The sequence below is a fragment of the Clostridium sp. genome (assembly GCF_036646415.1).
In the GTDB taxonomy this organism is placed as follows: Bacteria; Bacillota; Clostridia; order Clostridiales; family Clostridiaceae; genus Clostridium_J.
In genome coordinates this window covers 13,548-33,613 of sequence record NZ_JAVXMF010000010.1, presented here as the reverse complement: position 1 = coordinate 33,613, position 20,066 = coordinate 13,548, and the positions used below count along the sequence as shown (strand labels likewise).

Genomic DNA, 20,066 nt, shown 5'->3' with positions numbered 1-20,066 from the left:
AACTACAATTCAAGGGTTTCTATAATGATAATTAGGTTTTATTTAATTTTAAAGTCGTCATTAGTTAAAGTAAATATATCCTTAAATCCTGAGGATAGGTATAGATTATGATCTCTAGTTATAAATATAGCATCAACATGGTCTAGAGATTCAATAAGTTTTAGGCCGTCATCAACTCCAAGAGCAAATAGGGTAGTTGAAAGTGAATCTCCATCTATAGAAGTATCAGACACGATTGATACACCTAAAATACCTTTTTCATAAGGATAACCAGTTTCAGGATTTAATATATGGTGATAGCTCTTTTCTTCAAACTCAAAGTATCTTTCATAGACTCCAGAGGTAACAATGGATTTATCACTAGTAGTAACAAATCCTATAGTATCACTACCGGACTTCTCAGGATTTTGTACTCCAACCTTCCAAGGAGAACCATCTTGTTTTTTACCAAGGGCAAATATATTTCCACCTAAGTCAATTATTGCACTAGAAACACCATTGTCTTTTAGGAGTTTAACTACTTCATCAGCAGCATAACCCTTTGCAATGGCACCTAAATCAATAATCATATCAGAATTTTTAAGAAAAATAGTATTTTTAGTTTCATCAACTTCAACTAAGTTATAATCAATCAATGCTTTTTTCTTATCTATTTCAGCTTCAGATGGAAGTCTAGCACTTTCAGTTCCAATTCCCCAAAGTTTAACTAAAGGTCCTATAGTAATATCAAGTGAACCATTAGAAAGCTTAGAATACTCCAACCCCTTAACTACTACCTGCATGGTATCATTGCTAACTTTAACTGGAGAGATTCCAGCCATATTGTTAACCTCATCTAATTCGGTACCCGTTTTATTTATACTTAAGATGTTCTCAAGTTCTGTTAACCTTGCAAAGGCTTTATCGATAACTTCAACATCAGAGTTATCATATAGGGTTATGGTACAAACAGTTCCTAAAGCCAACTGAGTTTTACTAGTAGGGTTAGTGGATGTAGTAGATGAGTTTTTATCTGCACAACCTGTAACCATAACAGTGATTAAAATTGAAACTAAGAGTATAGAAAGTTTTTTTAAAGTCTTCATAATATCCTCCCTGTATTTATGTAGTACTAATAAAAGTCTATAGTTTATTAGATATTTCTTATAAGCAATATATTTATATTATCATATATTAAGTAATAGTATATATTAGATAGTGCATTTTTTCTAATATTTTAAATGTAGCTTCAAATAAAGATAAGACTTTAGGAAAATCCTAAAGTCTTAATTGAAATATAAATATTTTTTAAACTATTACTTAGCTGCTTTCACTATTGCAGTTTCAGTTTTTCCATCGTTAGCATATTGTATTGCTGCATCAGCTAAAGTTTTGAAGTTATCTCCAGAAGTAGTTGCACCAGTTATAGTATCAACTTTTGTTGGGTCTTGTTTTGCTACAAGATCAGCAGGATATTGAGATGAAAATTCTACAGGGCCTATTCCGGAAGCAGCAGTCATTTTTTCTTGGTATCCAGCATCTTTGCTTTTTAAATCTCCAGCTTCGTTTACATAATCAAAAGTAGACTCAATGATTTTTCCATCAGCAACTTTAATTGAAACTTGAGCTTTCCAGCCGTGAGCGTCAAATGTATCGAATTCAGCATTGTAGCTTCCGTCTTTCATTCCCTTTGAACCACATCCAACTAACATTCCTGCAGTTAAAACAACTGATCCTAATAAAGCTATAACTTTTTTATTCATTGTAAAGCCCCCTTAAAAATTAAATTCCTATAAATATATTATATATTAAATGGTAAACACAGTAAATATGTTTGTAAAAAAATGTTAAAAATTACTTGTTATACTTATATATTTACAATATTTTTAAGTGATTAAATATTATGTAATAATTTTTAATTAAAAATTACTTTAAATGTATATGATTTATGTGAAATTTACAAAAAGAGTAGTTTATAAAAAGAAAGTTATTTTATAAACATGAAATTTACTGATATAATAATAATAGATTAAAATTACGGTGTTTGAAGATAATAATATAAAAGAGTGGGATGAAATATGAAGATAATGAAAAAATTAGATGTAGTAATAATAATTGTATTATTAGTTATATCATTTGTGCCATACATTATGTTGACTAAGTATCAAAAGAGTTATAAAGGCAAAGTTTACGCAGTTATTTCTATAGATGGTAAGGAAAAAGAAAGAGTGTCGTTAAATGAAGAGCAAGATCAAGAGTTCACATTTGAATCTAATTACGGATTTAATAAAGTAGTTGTACATGATGGATCAGTGGGAGTTGTTGATGCAGATTGTACAGATCAGATATGTAAGAGTGCAGGATTTATAGATAAAGTTGGAGAAAAGATAGTATGTCTTCCTAATAAGTTAATTGTTGAAATTGTAGGCGATGCAAACAATAATAGTGAAGAAGATGTAATTTCTCGTTGAGGTGACATATGAATAATAAAGATATCAGTAACAACATTAGAAAAATGATATATATATCCCTACTTGTAGCCATGTCATTGGTTTTACACATATTTGAAGGGATGATACCTGTACCATTTATAACCCCTGGTGCAAAGCTAGGCCTTGCTAACATTATTACAGTAATTGCATTATATACTTTAAGCTATAAGGAAGCCTTCTTAGTATTATTTTTAAGAATATTACTATCTGTAATGTTTGGTGGAAGTATTTCTCGTCTTATATATAGTTTAGCGGGAGGAATCTTAAGTTATTTGTTTATGGTATTTATAAAATCTATTGGTAAAGAAAAGATAAGTATAATTGGGGTTAGTTGTGTAGGGGCAGTATTTCATAATGTAGGACAACTTATTGCAGCGTCCTTGATAGTGAAGACCATGGGAATTATGTTATACCTTCCAATAATGAGTATTGCGGGAATTGGAACAGGAATTTTTGTTGGAATTACAGGGAATTTTGCAGTAATGCATTTAAAGAAAATATTTGGAGCAGATGGACAATGGATTTAGTATAAGAGTTTACGTGTTTTATATAGTTAGTGAAATTATTAATGTAGTATAATTATGTGTATGAAATGTAACAAGTTTATTAAATTTATGCATTAAGGGTATATTTTGTTAGGAGGTATAGCTTATGAAGATTGTTAAGGTTGATGAAGAAATACTTAATTTTGCATTAAATAGTCTCAATGAATATATTGTAGTTGTTAATGAAGATGGAATTATTACAATGATGACTGAAGGTTACAAAGAATTTTTAGGGTGTAAAAATCCTGAAGGAACTCATGTAACTAAGATTATACCAAATACTAAGCTACATGTTATAGCTAAAACTGGCTTTAGGGAGGTTGGAGATATCCAAGAAGTAAATGAACATAAAATGATATCTATGAGGGTGCCTATAATAATAAATGGTAAAATTAGAGGTGCTATAGGTAGAGTAATGTTTAAGGATATAGACAATTTTAAGATATTGAGCAGCAAAATATCTCATTTAGAAAAGGAAGTTCAATTTTATAAGAATGAGTTAATCGAAGGAAATAAAGCCACATATACCTTTGATAAGCTTATAGGTAGTAGTAAAGCATTTTTATCTGTTGCAAAGTTTGCAGATAAAATTGCTAAGGGCGATTCATCTATACTAATTACTGGAGAAAGTGGAACGGGGAAAGAGCTTTTTGCCCAAGCAATACACAATAGTAGTAGGAGAGCTAGAAAACCTTTTGTAAAGATAAACTGTGGAGCCATTCCACCTGAATTATTCGAATCTGAAATGTTTGGATATGAGGAAGGAGCCTTTACTGGGGCAAAGAAAACTGGTATGAAGGGAAAGTTTGAGCTTGCAGATGGAGGAACTATTTTACTAGATGAAATTGGAGATATGCCACTTTTTATGCAAGTAAAACTACTTAGAGTACTTCAAGAGAGAGAAATTGTAAGAGTTGGTAGCAATGATGTAAAGAAAATTGATGTTAGGGTAATTGCAGTAACAAACAAGGATTTATTGAGTCTTACAGAAGAAAAAAAATTCAGAGAGGACTTGTATTATAGACTTAATGTAATGCATATAAAACTTCCTCCACTAAGAGAAAGAAGAGAAGATATAGAGATTTTAGCAGAAACCTTAAGAGTAAAGCTGTGTAATAAATATGGTATATATAGTGAAGGGATATCAGAGGAAACTATGGATTATCTTAAAAGCTATAACTGGCCGGGAAATGTTAGAGAGCTAGAAAACTGTATTGAACGAGCTATAAACCTTTTAAATACTGAACTTCAGATTCTTCCAGAACATTTACCAACAAAGATCTTAAAGTGTAAAAAGAATGATATAGTTTATGAAAATAAACAGCTTAAGGATATTGTTGATGAAATAGAAAAAAACGTTATTTTGGAAACTTTAAAGAAGTTTAATGGAAATAAAAATGAAACCTCTAAAGTTTTAGGAATTAGTCGTCAAGGATTATATAAAAAAATGAAAAGATTTGATATTGAAATTTAAAAAGTGTAAACCAAACCACACATGTAAACTAAGTTTACATGTGTGGTTTGGTTTATGAAATGAAAGTAATAATTTAGTTAAGTACAGCAATAAATTGAAATAAAAAAATCGTGGAAGCTTGATATTGCTTTAGGTGATTAATTTAACAGTGCTGTTATATGATTAACAAAGATTTCAGAAAAGGTGCAGTGTAAACTTGGGTTTACACTGAGGAAGAATAAATTTATATGAAACTAGCTATTTTCAAGGGTTTCAGAAGTTGGCATGGGAATTGCTTTATATTATAATGTGTTGTAGTATAGTAAATGTACATACAGTATAAATTTAAAAGTTAAAATGTTACAAATTGTGTAACTATGGATAAATTTATAAAAAAAATTAAAAGAAAAGGTGGAATAATTAAAATGAAAGAAGTTGTTATTGTAAGTGCTGTTAGAACAGCAGTAGGTTCATTCGGAGGAAGTTTATCAAAATTATCAGCAGCAGAAATTGGTGCTGTAGCAGCAAAGGAAGCTATTAAAAGAGCTGGTATAGATGCATCAATCATTGATGAAGCTATAATAGGAAATGTTTTAAGTGCAGGACTTGGCCAAAACGTTGGAAGACAAGTAGCATTAAAAGCAGGATTAAATGAAGAATCTACAGCTATCAGCATCAATAAAGTTTGTGGTTCAGGAATAAAAGCAGTAACTTTAGCTGCTCAAGCAATAAAATCAGGAGATGCAGATGTAATACTTTGTGGTGGAACAGAAAGCATGAGTAATGCTCCATATGTATTACCAACTACAAGATGGGGACAAAGAATGGGCGATGGAGCTATCGTTGATACAATGATCAAAGATGGTTTATGGGATGCATTCAATGACTATCACATGGGAATGACAGCAGAAAACATAGCTGAGAAATGGGAACTTACAAGAGAAATGCAAGATGAGTTTGCTTTAAGCAGCCAATTAAAAGCTGAGAAAGCAGTTAAAGAAGGAAGATTTAAAGACGAAATAGTTCCAGTTGAAATTCCACAAAGAAAAGGAGAGCCAGTTGTATTTGATACAGATGAGTTCCCTAAATTTGGTTCAACTATTGAAAAATTAGGAAAACTTAAGCCAGCATTCAAAAAAGGTGGAACAGTTACTGCAGGTAATGCATCAGGAATCAATGATGGAGCTGCTATGTTCATAGTTATGTCTAAAGAAAAAGCAGAATCTCTAGGAGTTAAATATCTTGCAACTATAAAATCATATGCATCAGCAGGATTAGATCCACAAATAATGGGATATGGACCATTTGAATCTACAAGAAAAGCACTATCTAAAGCTGGATTAACAGTTGCGGATTTAGATTTAATAGAAGCAAACGAAGCTTTTGCTGCACAATCACTTGCTGTAGCTAAAGACTTACAATTTGATATGAGCAAAGTAAATGTTAATGGTGGAGCTATAGCAATTGGACACCCAGTTGGAGCATCAGGAGCTAGAATATTAACTACTCTTATCCATGAAATGATTAAAAGAGATGACAAAAAAGGTCTTGCTACATTATGTATAGGTGGCGGACAAGGAATTGCTATAGTAATAGAAAGATAAGTGAAAAGACTTAACAAAAATATGATTTTTATAAATGTATTTTTTATGTAAGATTTCAATAAAAAATCAGTTCATTATAATTAATGAACTGATTTTTATTGTGTGAATATTTAAATGAATAATAGATAATCTGATTAAAACACAAGATGTATTTGTAGAGTAAATTTTCACATACAATAAATAACAAAAATAGTTGAATTTACAATGGTATTATGTTAAAATTTTACAATAGATTTATTTATATATTCCTAGGATGTTTAAAGGAATATATTGTAATAAAATCGTAATAATATTATAAATGAAAATACCAATGAAATATGGTATAATTCATATATTAAATGGATTTTGAAATTTGTAATATGAAAGGAATGTTACTATGGATATAAACCTAAATGATGGTGGAGACAACACTAGCGTTTCCCCAAATCCAGATTTGAAAAAATCTAACAAAAAGGCTAAAATCATAGCAATTTCTTCCGTAATAACTATAGTTATTCTAGTTTTTGTTGGTGTAACTACATACATTTACACTACTGTATCAAAATATGAAGCAATTATTATGCCTGGTGTAATTGTTGAAGGTATAGATATGGGATCAAAAACTAAGGAAGAGGCTATAAAAGAATTAACCGACAAACACCAAGAAGCCCTTGGAAGTCGAGTTATTAATATCAAAGCTGGAGATAAGTCATACAATATAAACTACTCAGATTTACAGATTGAATACAATATAGAAGATACTGTAAATAGTGCCTTTGATTATAACAGAGATTTAGGATATGTTGATAAATTTAAGGCTATAAGAGGTAAAGATAAGAAAGAGTTTCCAATAAGCTTTACTTATAATGATGAAGTTATAAGTGCTATGGCTAAAACTATAGAAAGTGAAATCAATGTTGAAAAGAAAAATGCTACAATCTCAAAATCAGGTGGAAGTTTTAATGTAACAGACGAGGTTGTTGGTAAAACATTAGATGTACAAGCTTTAATAAATGATATAAACACGAAAATAACAGAAAATAAAGAAGGAAATCTAGATATAGTTGCAACTATAAAAGACGATGCTCCTGATAAAACAAAGGAAAAGCTAGCGGCTATTAATACTCAAATATCTACATTTTATTCTAACTATCGTGCTTCCGATGCAAACAGAAGTACAAATATAGAATTAGGTGTAAATACTTTAAGTGGCACGGTATTAATGCCAGGAGAAAGCTTTAGTTTTAATACTATAGTAGGAGATACCACACCAGATAAAGGTTATAAACCAGGTGGAGTATATGTGGGAGAAAAGGTTGAGATTGGATATGGTGGAGGTATTTGTCAGGTTTCCTCAACTCTTCATAATGCAGTATTAAGATCGGGTATAACTCCAGATCAAAGATTAAACCATAGTATGCCAGTAGGATATGTGGATCCAGGTCTAGATGCTACTATTTCCTATGGTTCAATAGATTATGTATTTACTAATCCTTATGACTATCCATTATATCTTGAAGGATATGCAGGGGGCGGACAAGTAACCATTAATATATATTCACATTCAAGTGTAAATGCAGGGAAAACTTATAGCTTCCCATATGAAGTTTATGAAACAACACAAGCACCTGTGAAATATAAGGATGATGCAACATTAGAAGTTGGAAAAGAAGTTGTAGAGCAGGCTGGATCTCAAGGTTCTAAAGTTAGAGCTTATAAAGTTATATATCAAAATGGAGCAGAGATATCACGAGAATTAATGAATAATGATACATATACTCCATCAACAAAAATAATTAAAAGAGGAACAAAGGTACCGGCACCAAAACCACCAGCACCAGCACCAGCACCGGCACCAAAACCATCAGAACCAGAACCAAAACCACCAATTGAAAAACCAGTTGAACCACCAGCTGAAGGCTAATTTTAAATTGAGCAATAATAAAACAGGTCTAACCTAAACTATAATAGGTTAGACTTTTTCTATGAATTAAATTTGTTCTAATAGTAAATGGTTTTTTAGTAAATAATAATATATATATTTGTTTATAAAGGTATCTTAAGTTTGAAAGGGGAAGAAATATGAATTACTTTGAAGAATTTAATAAGCATTTAATAGAAGACTCTAAGCCATCTATATATTTCAATAATCTAGTTAAAACAAATTCTTATCCTAATGAACACCCTTATGATAAAATTTTAAAGTTAAAAGAAATAGAACAGAATCCTAAGTATCATCCAGAGGGAGATGTGTGGATGCATACTATGATGGTTGTTGATGAGGCTGCTAAGAGAAGAAGTCAAAGTAAAAATCCAAAAGGATTTATGTGGGCTGCACTTCTACATGATATTGGAAAGCTTACAACAACAAGGATTAGAAGGGGATGGATTACATCCTATGACCATGATAAGGTAGGAGAAAAAATGGCACAGGAGTTCCTAACTTACTTAAACCTAGATAAAGACCAGGAGTTTTACAATTATGTTTTAAAATTAGTAAGATTACATATGCAGATACTTTTTATTATAAAAAATAATGAATTTGCAGATTTTAATTTGGTTGTAAAAAGTGGATGTATAGAAGATATAGGATTACTTGGCATTTGCGATAGACTTGGAAGAGGACCTAAGAGTGAAGAAGATATAAAAAAAGAAGAAGGAAATATTGAAATTTTTCTTGAAAGATGTAACAATTATATTAAGCAAAGGGAAAGAATGGCAAAACAATATAATATGCCAGAAAAGTAAAATAGGAAAAGCTTGAAAGGTAAGATTTTCATGAAAAAAAAGATATTAAATATACTTAAAAATAGTGATGAAGAATATATTTCGGGAGAACGAATTAGCGAAGAGATTGGAATTACGAGAGCTGGAATATGGAAGCATATTAAAAATCTCAAGGAATTAGGATATGAAATAGAATCAGTACCAAATAAGGGGTATAAATTAGTGTGTGGACCTGATCTTATTATTCCTGAGGAAGTTGAAAGCTTGCTCAGTACAAAATATATTGGAAGAACCTTTATTCACTATGATACTATTGATTCTACCAATATACAGTGTAGAAAAGAATGTGGAAACAATTTAGTGGAAGGACTAGTTGTAGCGTCAGAGGAACAAACCAGTGGTAAAGGTCGTCTTGGAAGAGCGTGGATTTCTCCAAAGTCTACAGGTATATGGATGTCCGTAGTGTTAACTCCTGATATATCACCAGTACTAGCCCCTAAAACTACATTAATAGGAGCAGCAGCAGTATATAAAGCTTTAAATGATATGGGGATTCAGGCAGGGATAAAGTGGCCTAATGACATTGTCATAGATGGTAAGAAAGTATGTGGCATACTAACAGAGATGAATGCAGAAATAGAAAGAGTAAATTATGTAATAATGGGAATTGGGATAAATGTAAATATGGAAGAGTTCCCACAAGAACTATGGGAAAAGGCAACATCGCTTAAAAATTATCTAGGAAGAAAAGTGGATAGAAAATTACTCCTTGCTGGAATACTTAATAATTTAGAAGTATTTTATGAGGACTTTAAAACTAGTGGAAATATTGAAAAGGTAATAGAGATTTGTAGAAATGGCTCTGTGCTTTTGAATAAAGAAGTCAAGGTAATAAATGGTTCTAAGGAAACTAAGTGTATAGCAATAGATATTGATGATGATGGCGAGTTAATTGTAAAGTATGAAGATGATACTATTCATAAAGTATTGTCAGGAGAGGTATCTGTAAGAGGGATTTACGGGTACATATAGATTTATTGCCTCGGATAATATTCATATCAATTTCAACAATTTATTGAAATATAGCTATTTATTAAAGCTAAAACTAACCTTAAAAAAGAGCATCCAAAAATAGAAATTGAATTTCTGCTTTTGGATAGCTCTTTTTCTAATTAGAGTAATTGAATTTATTGTAACCATTGGGAGGTGATTTCAAAGCTTTTTATTTAAAAAAGTTCATGGATGCGGAAATAGGACAATCTTTATTTAGTTCTAAAATAATATAAGAAAACCAAGATTCACGTCTTTTGTTAGTAGAAGAACCAGGATTTAAGAACATGGTTTTACCTTTAGTAAAAATACAAGGCTGATGACTATGACCGTAGATAATAATATCTAATTTATGGTCTTTGAAGGTTTCAACTACGTTATCTAGGGTTTGTTTCTTAGAGCCATCCCCGTGGCAAACTCCAATTTTATAGCCCTCTAAGGTTAAGATATGTTTTTCTTGTACGAGGCTTCTTAGTGAAGCTTTATCATTATTTCCATAAACTCCAATAAATTCAGAGCGTTCTTTAATAATTGAGATAACTTCCTTAGAAGTATAATCTCCTGCATGAATTATTAAATCTACATCTTTGAGTTTATCATCTAAAATATTCTTTAGTTTTGAATAATGTTTATTCAGATGAGTATCTGAAATAATACCGATTTTCATTTGATTACCTCCTTTACTAAAGTTTTATTCTATGATTTAAACATAATGTTATTGTTTTATAGGTAGTATTTATATTAATTAAATATTAATAGTTTAGAGGGTTATAAGCATAATATATAGTATAAAAATTTTCTACTCAACATTTATTATATGCTAATAAAATGAAATTGTCAGAGAAGAATTAAGTGATTTATTATTAAATGGTTTATAAGTTAATGGATAGATATCATAATGAAGGAAATTTTAAATTATTAATTTAACTATATTGTTATGTTGTTAATAAAAATTAATAATATTTAATTTAATCAATAATAATTATTAATTACCAGTAGAAAAAAGGGGTAACATGATGTATAATGTAATAAAGATAAGCTATTGCAAAGAAATTATAAATATTCTAAACATATGCTTAGTTAATTTTTGAAGAAATATATAAAATGAAAAGTATGCATTAATATAAGTGTGGACAAAATATTTACATAATAATATTTAATTGAGATTAATACGAAGTAGGAGTGATTCATATGAAAAATAATGTTATGGATATTATTAAAAACAAGACATTAACCTATGAAATGAAGGTAATAAACTTAGCTAGAGAATCAGAAAATAGTTTAGATGTTTTAAATAAATCAGATAAAACTAAGATGTATCAAAATGCAGGGGTTATATGTGACCTTTATGAAGGTGAGGCACCGTATAGACCAAGATATATTGTACCAGATTATGATCTGTTTATGAAAAATGGAAGTGAGTTTTTAAAATTAACTCCTCCAACTGATATATGGGATGCGGTAAATAACTTACTTATATTATATAAGCATGTACCATCAATTACATCATTCCCAGTATATATAGGAAATATCGATACTCTTTTAGAACCATATATAGAAGATGAAAAGGAAGCCTATAAGGCAATAAAATTCTTCCTTAAACACATAGATAGAACAATAACAGATTCTTTCTGCCATGCGAATATTGGACCAGTGGATACTAAAGCTGGAAGAATAATTTTAGAAGTAGAGAGGGAACTTCAAAATGCTACACCAAATATAACTTTAAAATATTCTAAGGATACTAGTGATGACTTTGCTATTGAAGCAATTAAAACTGGACTTTCTTGTGCTAAGCCAAGCTTTGCAAATCATGAAATGTTTAGTGCAGAACTAGGAGAAAAGTATGGAATAGCTAGCTGTTATAATGGACTTAATATAGGTGGAGGAAGCTACACTTTAGTTAGAATGGTACTTTCGAAGCTTGCAGATATGGCTTATAATCAAGAGCACTTCTTTGAGAAGGTATTACCAGATGCAATGGAAGCAACTATAGACTATATGGATAAGAGAATCAAATTTATAGTAGAAGAAAGTAACTTCTTTGAATCAAGCTTTCTTGTAAGAGAAGGATTAATATCTAGAGATAGATTTACAGCAATGTTTGGACTAGTTGGTCTTGCAGAGTGTGTAAATACACTACTAGGAGCCACAGAAGAAAAGGATAGATTTGGACATAGTGAAAGAGCTAATGAACTTGGAGAAACTATCATCAGCACTATGTATGATATAGTTAATGACCATGTAAATGAGTACTGTGAAGTTGCAGATAATAAATTCTTACTTCACTCTCAAGTTGGGATCGAAACTGACTTTGGATCAAGTCCAGGATGTAGAATTCCAATAGGAGAAGAGCCAGAAATACAAGATCACTTAATACAAAGTGCTGTATTCCATAAATACTTCCCATCAGGAATAGGTGATATATTTAAGTTTGATGAAATGGCTAAAAACAATCCAAAATCAATCTTAGATATAATAAAGGGTGCTTTTGCACTTAATATGAGATATTTCTCATTATACTGTGATGATTGTGACGTTATAAGAATTACAGGATACCTTGTAAAGCGCTCTGATATTGAAGCTTTAGACAGAGGAGAACAAGTACTTCAAGATACGGTAGCCCTTGGATATGGATCTGTTAAAAACTCTAGAATACTTGAAAGAAAGCTAAGAGAAACCAACAAATAGATTACATTAAATAAGACTAGGTATAATTATAAAACGTGGGATTAACCCATGGAGGCTTATAGCCGCTCTAATACAACATCAACCGGTGCATGTAGTATTAGGGTGGCTTATGTCTTATGTAAAAGTATTAGAGTAATGTTAAGGCTGTTTTTCAGACCAATGTTGAAATTGAATTAACATTATTTGAGTGTGGTACTATAATCAACTTTAAGTTGAAAATTGGTAAACTAAAGTTGAAAGATGGGAGTGGAAAATATGAAGGAAACTATAGGATTTATTAATAAGATAATACCTTTTAGTAATGTAGATGGAGAAGGTAATAGAATGGCAATATTCCTTCAAGGGTGTAACTATAACTGCCTTTACTGCCATAATCCGGAAACTATAAATAGATGTGTTAATTGTGGTGAGTGTGTTCCTGCCTGTGAGTTTGGAGCTCTACAAATGAAAGATGGAATAGTAGAGTATGATATTGATAAATGTGTAAACTGTGATTCTTGCGTCGCTACTTGTAAAAAGAATAGTAGTCCTAAAATAACCAAGATAACAGCTAGTGAGCTAATTAAGAAGGTTGAAAAGGTAAAATACTTTATCTCTGGAATAACGGTTTCAGGGGGAGAGTGTACACTTCAAAGGGACTTCTTAATAGAATTATTTAGAGAGGTTAAAAGGCTAGGACTTACTACTTTTATAGATACCAATGGATCTATGGAATTATACAAGGATGAAGAACTTTTAGAAGTAACAGACAAAACCATGATTGATCTAAAGGCTTTTAAATCAGAAGAAAATAAGATGCTTACAGGTATTTCAAATGAAATAGTTATAGAAAATATAAAACAACTGGGTAAAGTGGATAAGATATATGAGATTAGAACAGTGGTAGTTCCAGGAGTTCTTGATAATAAGTGCACTGTAGATGAGGGAAGTAAGCTTATTGCTAGTATAAACCCTGAAATTAAATATAAACTTATTAAGTACAGACCAATGGGGGTTAGAAAGAATTTGTTAGATACTACAGTTCCTACAACTGACTATATGAAGGAGCTTGAAGCTATAGTAAAGGCTAACGGCTGTAAAAATGTAATTATTGTTTAGAACTTTAGAATAAATTATAGAAGCTATAACTTAATATTTTAATAGAGATTTTAGTCATAGCTTCTATAATTTAATATTTTAATAGATATTTTAGTCATAGCTTTTGTTTAATTCATATAATTAACTACCATTGGTATTTAAAGAAGAAATAATGTATATAATAAAGAAGGAATATGTATAAGGGCATAGAATTATATATAATGAAAGGATGTGGGTTTATGGACTTTAATACAATAATAAAAAAGGCTAAAAAAACTGAATATTTGGGACATTTCGATATAATCGAGCAAAGAGAATGCATTAAGAACCTTGTTATTTTTGAAAGTGAAGCTGATAACCTTGAAAAAGACATTCCAGAACCATGGTTTGTGAGGAAGAAGAAATTTGATCGTGCAAATGATGGAGCACCAACCTTAGTTAAGATAACTATTTTTAATAGGGTAGCAGATGCCATTGATGATATGGTTATGTATGATAATATCAAAGATGAGGATATCGATTTATTAAAGGAATATCCTGAAATAACAAAAAGGCTGATAGAAAGAAAATACAGTGACTTAAATAAAAGCATTAATAAAATTAAAGAAGATAAAAAAGGAAAACTAATACCAATAATGGACGCTTCTAAAGCTTGTATTGAAGAAATAAGGAGGAGAGTTAGCTGACACTTTAAATTTATGATTTAGTCAGTTGAAGTTACCCTATAAACTTAGAGAAAAGGGGTTCCATTAATAAAATATGAGAATATAAGGGTGTAATAAAAATAATACACTTTTTTAATAAGATAGAAATAAAAAATCTAAGAGGCCTTTGGGTTTCTTAGATTTTTGTTATACAATAAAGTTTTACAAAAATAAATCAACCCTTGAAAATCAACAATGGATAATATATAATAACAATGTTAAAATTAAACGAGACAGTTCGTAAGCCTCCTGTCTTTAAATAAAACTACGGCATTGAAATCTTTTAATTAAACCCTTAAGTAAGAATGTAAATCTTTGATTTATCTATTCAAGCTTAACTAACACTTTTAATTCTAATTTAGTTATTGAAAGATACTCATTTGAACATATAGAGAATGAGATTCTGCTGAATTAATATGAGGGTTAGTTTCCAATTTTACCAATTGGTTATAAGGGCTTTACTTTATATACAAAGATTACAAGGCTGTCATTTTTTATGGCGGTCTTTATTTTTTCGGAGAATCCATAGACTCTTATAGTATATAATTAGTAGGTTCTTTTTATAATACTAATTATATGAAGTAGTGAGGAAGTATGGACATCCTTGTGATGGAGAAAAATGAGATGCTGAGTAAAAGTCAGGTGTATGGCTAGTAAGGTGACATAACTAGATTCATTATTTTATCAGTAGATTTATATAGTTATTAGCTATGGTTTATAGAGGATAATATTACGCTATAACCAAGAGTTATTTAGTATATAGCTAAATATTAGAGAAATGCTATATAAATACTGTGAAATGCGAAGAGCGTGAGCTATGGAAAAATGAGGAGGGCATTATATTTATGAACACTAGCAAAAATACTAAAAGATTATTAAAAATGGCACTTATAGCAGGAGTTTATGTGGCTGTTACTGCCGTACTTGCACCAATTTCCTTTGGAAGCATACAGTTTAGATTATCGGAGGTAATGGTACTTCTAGCATTTATTGACCCATTATATATTCCTGCATTAACTTTAGGATGTGCGATATCAAACTTTTTACTAAGTCCAATGGGACTGGTAGATGTAGTTATAGGAACATTAGCAACACTAATTGCATTAATGCTAATTTGGAAAACTAAAGATTTTTTAACTAAAAAAAGCAATCTAAGTACTACAAAAATACTTTTTATAAGCTCCATATGGGCAACTATAGTAAATGCTCTATTAGTTGGCGCTGAACTTTATTATGTATTAAATCTTCCGTTCTGGCTTTCTGTTTTACAAGTTGGAATAGGGGAGTTAGTAGTGGTTTCAATCATAGGCGTATTGGTGTTTAGAATGATTTTTGGAAATAGAAACTTGATGGACAAATTAAAAATAGATTAACTAAATTAAATTTAAATAGTAATAATTTGTACTAAAATAAATTAGATGAAGTTAACAATGGAATAAATTGAAACTTAATTGGTTAAATTAAGGACTTAGGTGTGTGATTATTGCATACTTAGGTCCATTTTTTTAGAGAAATTTTATTTAATAATATATTTATTAAAAACGTAAGGATTTTGTAACCTAATGTAGAAATAAGTGTATTAAAATATATAAGTAATAGTAAAAATAAGAGCAAGAGGATATTAAGATGAGGAAAAAGAGTTTGGCAATTGGAAGTTGTGTAATTATGGCTATGGTGATAATCATAGTTGGAATAGGAATAATAGATAGTAGTAAAGGTAGAGTTAGAGAAGAGGATGAAATTAGCCTAGGAAGGAATCATTTAACTCAGCTAGAACAAATGGATTTGTCAGTAGTAGAGGAAACGGTGGAGTTACATCATGCACCGGTAGTAATTGTTGATGATGGTAATATGAACTTTGAAAAATTCTTTGAAAATACTGTTTTTATGGGAGATTCAATTACTGAAGGTCTTATAGATATGGAACTGGTGAATAAGTATAATGTGATATCGGGGAAGGGAGACACTGTAATTAAGGCTAAGAAGAATGTTGACACAGTAGTAGCTCTAAGACCTAAAAATATAGTGCTTTTATATGGAATGAATGATGTTATAGAGTTTGATAATCCAGATCAGGGTAGAGGACCGAAACAGTTTAAGGAGAGTTATGTTAATCTTATAAATGAAATTAAATCTAAGTTACCAAAGGCGAATATATATATACAAGCACCTCTGCCAGTTAACGATAAGGCAGTAACTACTAATAATAGGCTTACTAATGGGAATTTAATAGAGTTTAGGAAGTTAGCACATGAAGTTAGTGTAGAAACTGGCGTTAACTATGTAGATATTGATGTATTAGTAGCAGGGAATAATCAGTTATACGAAGGCGATGGCATACACTTTAAATATGATTTCTACTTAAAATGGTTAGCATATTTACAAAAATCCATGGGAAAGCAATAGGTAGGGAGTAGAAAAATGAAGGAAAGTTACAAGAGAGAATATTGTATATTAGCAGCAATAATATTAATTGTATTTGTAGCACTGTATAAAGTTCTAGAGATTAAAGAAGCTAGCATGGATGATATTGAGCAAAGTATAGTACAAACAGCTGATATTACTAGGATGAATAAAGGAGATGCACTGAAGTTAAAGAATCTATACTACATAAATAAAAATGATATAGAAAACTTTATTTTGTATGCACCTAAAACAAATATGGATGCTAATGAAATTCTTATTTTAAAAGCAAAGTCAGAAAAGGATTTAGAAGGACTTAAAACTAAGGTTCAAGGAAGAATTGAAAAACAATCAAGCAGCTTTAAAAGTTATAGACCAGAAGAGTATGAAATAATAAATCACCGAGTATTAGAGACAAAGGGACAATACTTAATATTAATCATTTCAAGGGAGTCGAGAGATATAAAAGCAGCCATAGATAGGAATTTTAAATAGAAATTATACTTTAATTGGAGTGATTTACGTGGTTTTCAGCAGTTTAATATTTTTATTCGGGTTTTTGCCAATTACATTAATTATTTACTATGTATCACCTAAAAATATTAGAAATTTAGTTATACTTGCTATGAGTTTAGGTTTCTATGCTTGGGGAGAGCCTATATATATTTTCTTAATGATGGGGTCCATAGTAATTGATTATATAGGTGGACTTATGATAGAGGCTAGTAGCAAGGATAAAGAGAAGAAAAAATTTATATTTATCACAGTAATTGTGCTAAATTTAAGCATATTATTTTTCTTTAAGTATTATGGGTTTTTTATAGATAATATTAATAGTATTCTAGGAACAAGCCTGCAAATAAGGACATTACCATTGCCATTAGGGATATCATTTTATACCTTCCAGCTCATATCCTATATAGCGGATGTGTATATGGGAAAGGTTAGAGCACAAAAAAATATCATTAACTTTGGAGCATATATTGCAATGTTTCCACAGTTAGTTGCAGGTCCTATTGTTCAGTACAGTGATGTAGAGGAACAGTTAAACAATAGAAAGGAATCTATAAATAAATTTGGAGAAGGCGTAGAAAGATTTATTGCAGGAGTAGGTAAAAAGGTACTCATAGCTAATAATCTAGGCTTAATATGGACAGAAATCAAGGGGCTACCAATAGGAGAAATATCTGTACTATCTGCATGGCTAGGTATAATTGCTTTTACATTACAAATATATTTTGATTTTAGTGGATATTCAGATATGGCAATTGGTTTAGGCAAGATGATGGGCTTTGATTTTCTTGAGAATTTTAAGTATCCTTATATATCTAAAAGTATCACTGAGTTTTGGCGAAGATGGCATATTTCCTTAGGATCATGGTTTAAAGATTATATTTATATTCCCCTTGGAGGAAATAGAAAAGGACTTGCAGTACAGTTTAGAAACTTACTTATTGTATGGTTTGCCACAGGCTTATGGCATGGAGCAAGTTGGAATTTTGTAGTATGGGGATTGTATTTTGGAATGTTAATATTTATAGAGAAGCTGTTCTTAGGTAAGATTCTTGAAAAGGTACCTGGATTTATTTCTCGCATATATACAATAGTTTTAATAATTATTAGTTGGGTATTCTTTGATATAGAAAAACTTAGCAACGCAATATCATATATAAAAGTCATGTTTGGAATTGGTGAGAATTCTTTTATTGATAATATGGCTAAGTATACATTAAAAACCAATTTAATAATTTTAATACTTGGGATTGTATGTGCCACACCTTTAATTAGAAATTTAATAAAAAGATTAAAGGGAAAGCTTGAGTTCAATGGACTAATAGCAGTTATTGGAATACATATGTTAATTTTAATTATTTCTACAGCTTATCTAGTTAGTGAAAGTTATAATCCTTTCCTATACTTTAGGTTCTAGGGAGAGGTGATTTAAGTGAAAAAAAAGGATAATAATAAAATATATAAATCATTGATAACTGTAGTATTTCTTCTTTTTATATCAATAGTATCTTTAATTAATTTATTTAAAAAGGATGAAAGTTTTTCAGAACAAGAGAATAGAAATTTAAGTGGTAAGCCTGAATTTTCATTTTCTAATCTTATTAGTGGAGATTATGTGAAAAATTATGAGAGCTATATATCTGATCAGTTTCCAGGAAGAAATTTTTTCGTGAATCTTAAGTCTAATATAGATTCCTTGGAAGGGAAAACTGAAAGTAATGAGGTTTTTATAGGAAAAGATCATCAATTAATAGAGGATTTTGAGAGAAGGTCAGAAGAAGAAACTAATGGTAAAATCTCAGCTATTAATGAGTTTGTTTCTAGACATGAAAATATAAAAACTTCTTTTATGTTAGTGCCAACAGCAACAAAGATATTAGAAGAAAAGCTACCAAAGTATGCACCAGTAGATGATCAGCTAAAATATATTAATGATGTAAATAGTAGCTTATCTCCAAGTGTTAAGTTTATAAATACCTATGATGCATTAAGTAGTAATAAGGACAAATATTTATATTACAGAACCGATCATCATTGGACTAGTGAAGGGGCATATATTGCTTATAAAGAAATGTGTAGGGAATTATCATTAGAAACAAAAAGCGAGGAAGAATTTTCTATAGAGAAGGTTACAAATAATTTTTATGGAAGTTTAAGTTCCAAAATAGGAAGTATGAAAGGAAAGCCAGATTCAATAAGTATATATTTTCCCAAGGAAAATGGTGAGTTAATAGTAAGTTATGTAAATGAACAAAAGAAGACTCCAACCTTATATAATAGTGAAAGCTTAGATAAAAAGGATAAATATGAGGTGTTTACTGGTGGGAACCATCCACATATTAATATTAAGTCCTTGGGAGATCCAAGTAAGAAGCTATTAGTAATTAAGGATTCTTATGCAAATAGTATGCTACCATTTTTAACTTCTCACTATGGAGAAATAGATGTGGTGGATTTAAGATATTACATGGATGATATAGAGAAATTAATTAAATCAAAAGAAATAACAGATATACTATTTTTGTATAATGTAAATACTTTTAATGAAGATGACTCTATATTAAACTTAAACATGGAATAAATTCGTGTATTAGAACTCTGTAAATGGTATTACTTTCAGATAATATTGAAGTTCAATTTCAACAATCAACTAAAACATATGTATAATACAATATAAGTAGCCGCAAAGATGATTAATAAATCATTTTTGTGGCTACTTTTTTATTAAATCATAACTTTAATAAAAAAATTGTACAGACTGGTCATTATAATATCCTTATTATCATAATTAACATAATTTCAACATAATATAATTAATAACATATGGAGGATAAAAACCATACTTTCAT

Annotated in this window: 18 protein-coding genes; 15 read left to right on the top strand and 3 right to left on the bottom strand. The window is 30.1% G+C overall.

The genetic code is table 11. The features are described 5' to 3' along the window. Positions 1-38: 38 nt before the first annotated feature. Both RSD37_RS08675 and RSD37_RS08670 read right to left on the bottom strand, forming a co-directional pair. A complete protein-coding gene (locus tag RSD37_RS08675) occupies positions 39-1,085 on the bottom strand; it encodes an FAD:protein FMN transferase (protein WP_346946328.1) in 1,047 nt (348 codons plus the stop codon). A 210-nt stretch (positions 1,086-1,295) separates the two neighbouring features. Beyond that, positions 1,296-1,691 carry an FMN-binding protein gene (locus RSD37_RS08670; RefSeq protein ID WP_346946327.1) on the bottom strand — a complete coding sequence of 132 codons (396 nt, stop codon included), beginning with the start codon at positions 1,689-1,691 and terminating at the stop codon, positions 1,296-1,298. Between the two features lie 366 nt (positions 1,692-2,057). Here RSD37_RS08670 and RSD37_RS08665 point away from each other — a divergent pair, with 366 nt between their 5' ends. The 7 genes from RSD37_RS08665 (at position 2,058) to RSD37_RS08635 (ending at position 9,811) form a co-directional block, all read left to right on the top strand. Next, the gene (locus RSD37_RS08665; RefSeq protein WP_346946326.1) at positions 2,058-2,450 is read left to right on the top strand and encodes a NusG domain II-containing protein; all 393 of its coding nucleotides are present in this window, start codon (positions 2,058-2,060) and stop codon (positions 2,448-2,450) included. Positions 2,451-2,458: 8 nt separating this feature from the next. Next, positions 2,459-2,998, top strand: coding sequence for a Gx transporter family protein (locus RSD37_RS08660; RefSeq protein ID WP_346946325.1), 540 nt, complete (start codon positions 2,459-2,461; stop codon positions 2,996-2,998). Between the two features lie 124 nt (positions 2,999-3,122). Further along, positions 3,123-4,490 carry a sigma 54-interacting transcriptional regulator gene (locus RSD37_RS08655; RefSeq protein ID WP_346946324.1) on the top strand — a complete coding sequence of 456 codons (1,368 nt, stop codon included), beginning with the start codon at positions 3,123-3,125 and terminating at the stop codon, positions 4,488-4,490. 404 nt (positions 4,491-4,894) lie between these two features. Then, positions 4,895-6,073, top strand: a complete 1,179-nt coding sequence (locus RSD37_RS08650) for an acetyl-CoA C-acetyltransferase (RefSeq protein ID WP_346946323.1) — start codon at positions 4,895-4,897, stop codon at positions 6,071-6,073. Between the two features lie 376 nt (positions 6,074-6,449). Continuing rightward, complete coding sequence (locus RSD37_RS08645) at positions 6,450-7,976, top strand: VanW family protein (protein WP_346946322.1); 1,527 nt, start codon at positions 6,450-6,452, stop codon at positions 7,974-7,976. A 158-nt stretch (positions 7,977-8,134) separates the two neighbouring features. Beyond that, positions 8,135-8,800, top strand: a complete 666-nt coding sequence (locus RSD37_RS08640) for an HDIG domain-containing metalloprotein (protein ID WP_346946321.1) — start codon at positions 8,135-8,137, stop codon at positions 8,798-8,800. A 30-nt stretch (positions 8,801-8,830) separates the two neighbouring features. Then, positions 8,831-9,811, top strand: a complete 981-nt coding sequence (locus RSD37_RS08635; RefSeq protein WP_346946320.1) for a biotin--[acetyl-CoA-carboxylase] ligase — start codon at positions 8,831-8,833, stop codon at positions 9,809-9,811. A 190-nt stretch (positions 9,812-10,001) separates the two neighbouring features. Here RSD37_RS08635 and RSD37_RS08630 read toward each other — a convergent pair whose 3' ends face one another. After that, complete coding sequence (locus RSD37_RS08630) at positions 10,002-10,496, bottom strand: metallophosphoesterase family protein (RefSeq protein WP_346946319.1); 495 nt, start codon at positions 10,494-10,496, stop codon at positions 10,002-10,004. Between the two features lie 524 nt (positions 10,497-11,020). On the opposite strand from RSD37_RS08630, the gene RSD37_RS08625 reads away from it, so the two are divergent. The 8 genes from RSD37_RS08625 (at position 11,021) to RSD37_RS08590 (ending at position 19,798) form a co-directional block, all read left to right on the top strand. Beyond that, positions 11,021-12,520, top strand: a complete 1,500-nt coding sequence (locus RSD37_RS08625; protein ID WP_346946318.1) for a YjjI family glycine radical enzyme — start codon at positions 11,021-11,023, stop codon at positions 12,518-12,520. A gap of 255 nt (positions 12,521-12,775) precedes the next feature. After that, a complete protein-coding gene (locus RSD37_RS08620) occupies positions 12,776-13,618 on the top strand; it encodes a YjjW family glycine radical enzyme activase (RefSeq protein ID WP_346946317.1) in 843 nt (280 codons plus the stop codon). 218 nt (positions 13,619-13,836) lie between these two features. Continuing rightward, complete coding sequence (locus RSD37_RS08615) at positions 13,837-14,283, top strand: hypothetical protein (RefSeq protein ID WP_346946316.1); 447 nt, start codon at positions 13,837-13,839, stop codon at positions 14,281-14,283. An 863-nt stretch (positions 14,284-15,146) separates the two neighbouring features. Beyond that, positions 15,147-15,674, top strand: coding sequence for a QueT transporter family protein (locus tag RSD37_RS08610; RefSeq protein ID WP_346946315.1), 528 nt, complete (start codon positions 15,147-15,149; stop codon positions 15,672-15,674). A 253-nt stretch (positions 15,675-15,927) separates the two neighbouring features. After that, on the top strand, positions 15,928-16,707 hold the full coding sequence (locus tag RSD37_RS08605; RefSeq protein WP_346946314.1) for a GDSL-type esterase/lipase family protein: 780 nt from the start codon (positions 15,928-15,930) through the stop codon (positions 16,705-16,707). Between the two features lie 15 nt (positions 16,708-16,722). Beyond that, a complete protein-coding gene (locus tag RSD37_RS08600) occupies positions 16,723-17,199 on the top strand; it encodes a DUF4358 domain-containing protein (RefSeq protein WP_346946313.1) in 477 nt (158 codons plus the stop codon). Between the two features lie 28 nt (positions 17,200-17,227). Further along, positions 17,228-18,634, top strand: coding sequence for an MBOAT family O-acyltransferase (locus RSD37_RS08595; protein ID WP_346946312.1), 1,407 nt, complete (start codon positions 17,228-17,230; stop codon positions 18,632-18,634). A 15-nt stretch (positions 18,635-18,649) separates the two neighbouring features. Then, positions 18,650-19,798, top strand: a complete 1,149-nt coding sequence (locus tag RSD37_RS08590) for a DHHW family protein (protein ID WP_346946311.1) — start codon at positions 18,650-18,652, stop codon at positions 19,796-19,798. Positions 19,799-20,066: the final 268 nt, after the last annotated feature.

Excerpts from the sequence above, each read along its gene's own strand:
- RSD37_RS08640 (WP_346946321.1), top strand. The coding sequence starts at position 8,135 with ATGAATTACTTTGAAGAATTTAATAAGCATTTAATAGAAGACTCTAAG.
- RSD37_RS08600 (WP_346946313.1), top strand. The coding sequence starts at position 16,723 with ATGAAGGAAAGTTACAAGAGAGAATATTGTATATTAGCAGCAATAATA.
- RSD37_RS08655 (WP_346946324.1), top strand. The coding sequence starts at position 3,123 with ATGAAGATTGTTAAGGTTGATGAAGAAATACTTAATTTTGCATTAAAT.
- RSD37_RS08650 (WP_346946323.1), top strand. The coding sequence starts at position 4,895 with ATGAAAGAAGTTGTTATTGTAAGTGCTGTTAGAACAGCAGTAGGTTCA.
- RSD37_RS08635 (WP_346946320.1), top strand. The coding sequence starts at position 8,831 with ATGAAAAAAAAGATATTAAATATACTTAAAAATAGTGATGAAGAATAT.
- RSD37_RS08630 (WP_346946319.1), bottom strand. The coding sequence starts at position 10,496 with ATGAAAATCGGTATTATTTCAGATACTCATCTGAATAAACATTATTCA.
- RSD37_RS08675 (WP_346946328.1), bottom strand. The coding sequence starts at position 1,085 with ATGAAGACTTTAAAAAAACTTTCTATACTCTTAGTTTCAATTTTAATC.
- RSD37_RS08670 (WP_346946327.1), bottom strand. The coding sequence starts at position 1,691 with ATGTTAGTTGGATGTGGTTCAAAGGGAATGAAAGACGGAAGCTACAAT.
- RSD37_RS08610 (WP_346946315.1), top strand. The coding sequence starts at position 15,147 with ATGAACACTAGCAAAAATACTAAAAGATTATTAAAAATGGCACTTATA.
- RSD37_RS08620 (WP_346946317.1), top strand. The coding sequence starts at position 12,776 with ATGAAGGAAACTATAGGATTTATTAATAAGATAATACCTTTTAGTAAT.
- RSD37_RS08625 (WP_346946318.1), top strand. The coding sequence starts at position 11,021 with ATGAAAAATAATGTTATGGATATTATTAAAAACAAGACATTAACCTAT.
- RSD37_RS08660 (WP_346946325.1), top strand. The coding sequence starts at position 2,459 with ATGAATAATAAAGATATCAGTAACAACATTAGAAAAATGATATATATA.
- RSD37_RS08605 (WP_346946314.1), top strand. The coding sequence starts at position 15,928 with ATGAGGAAAAAGAGTTTGGCAATTGGAAGTTGTGTAATTATGGCTATG.
- RSD37_RS08665 (WP_346946326.1), top strand. The coding sequence starts at position 2,058 with ATGAAGATAATGAAAAAATTAGATGTAGTAATAATAATTGTATTATTA.
- RSD37_RS08645 (WP_346946322.1), top strand. The coding sequence starts at position 6,450 with ATGGATATAAACCTAAATGATGGTGGAGACAACACTAGCGTTTCCCCA.
- RSD37_RS08615 (WP_346946316.1), top strand. The coding sequence starts at position 13,837 with ATGGACTTTAATACAATAATAAAAAAGGCTAAAAAAACTGAATATTTG.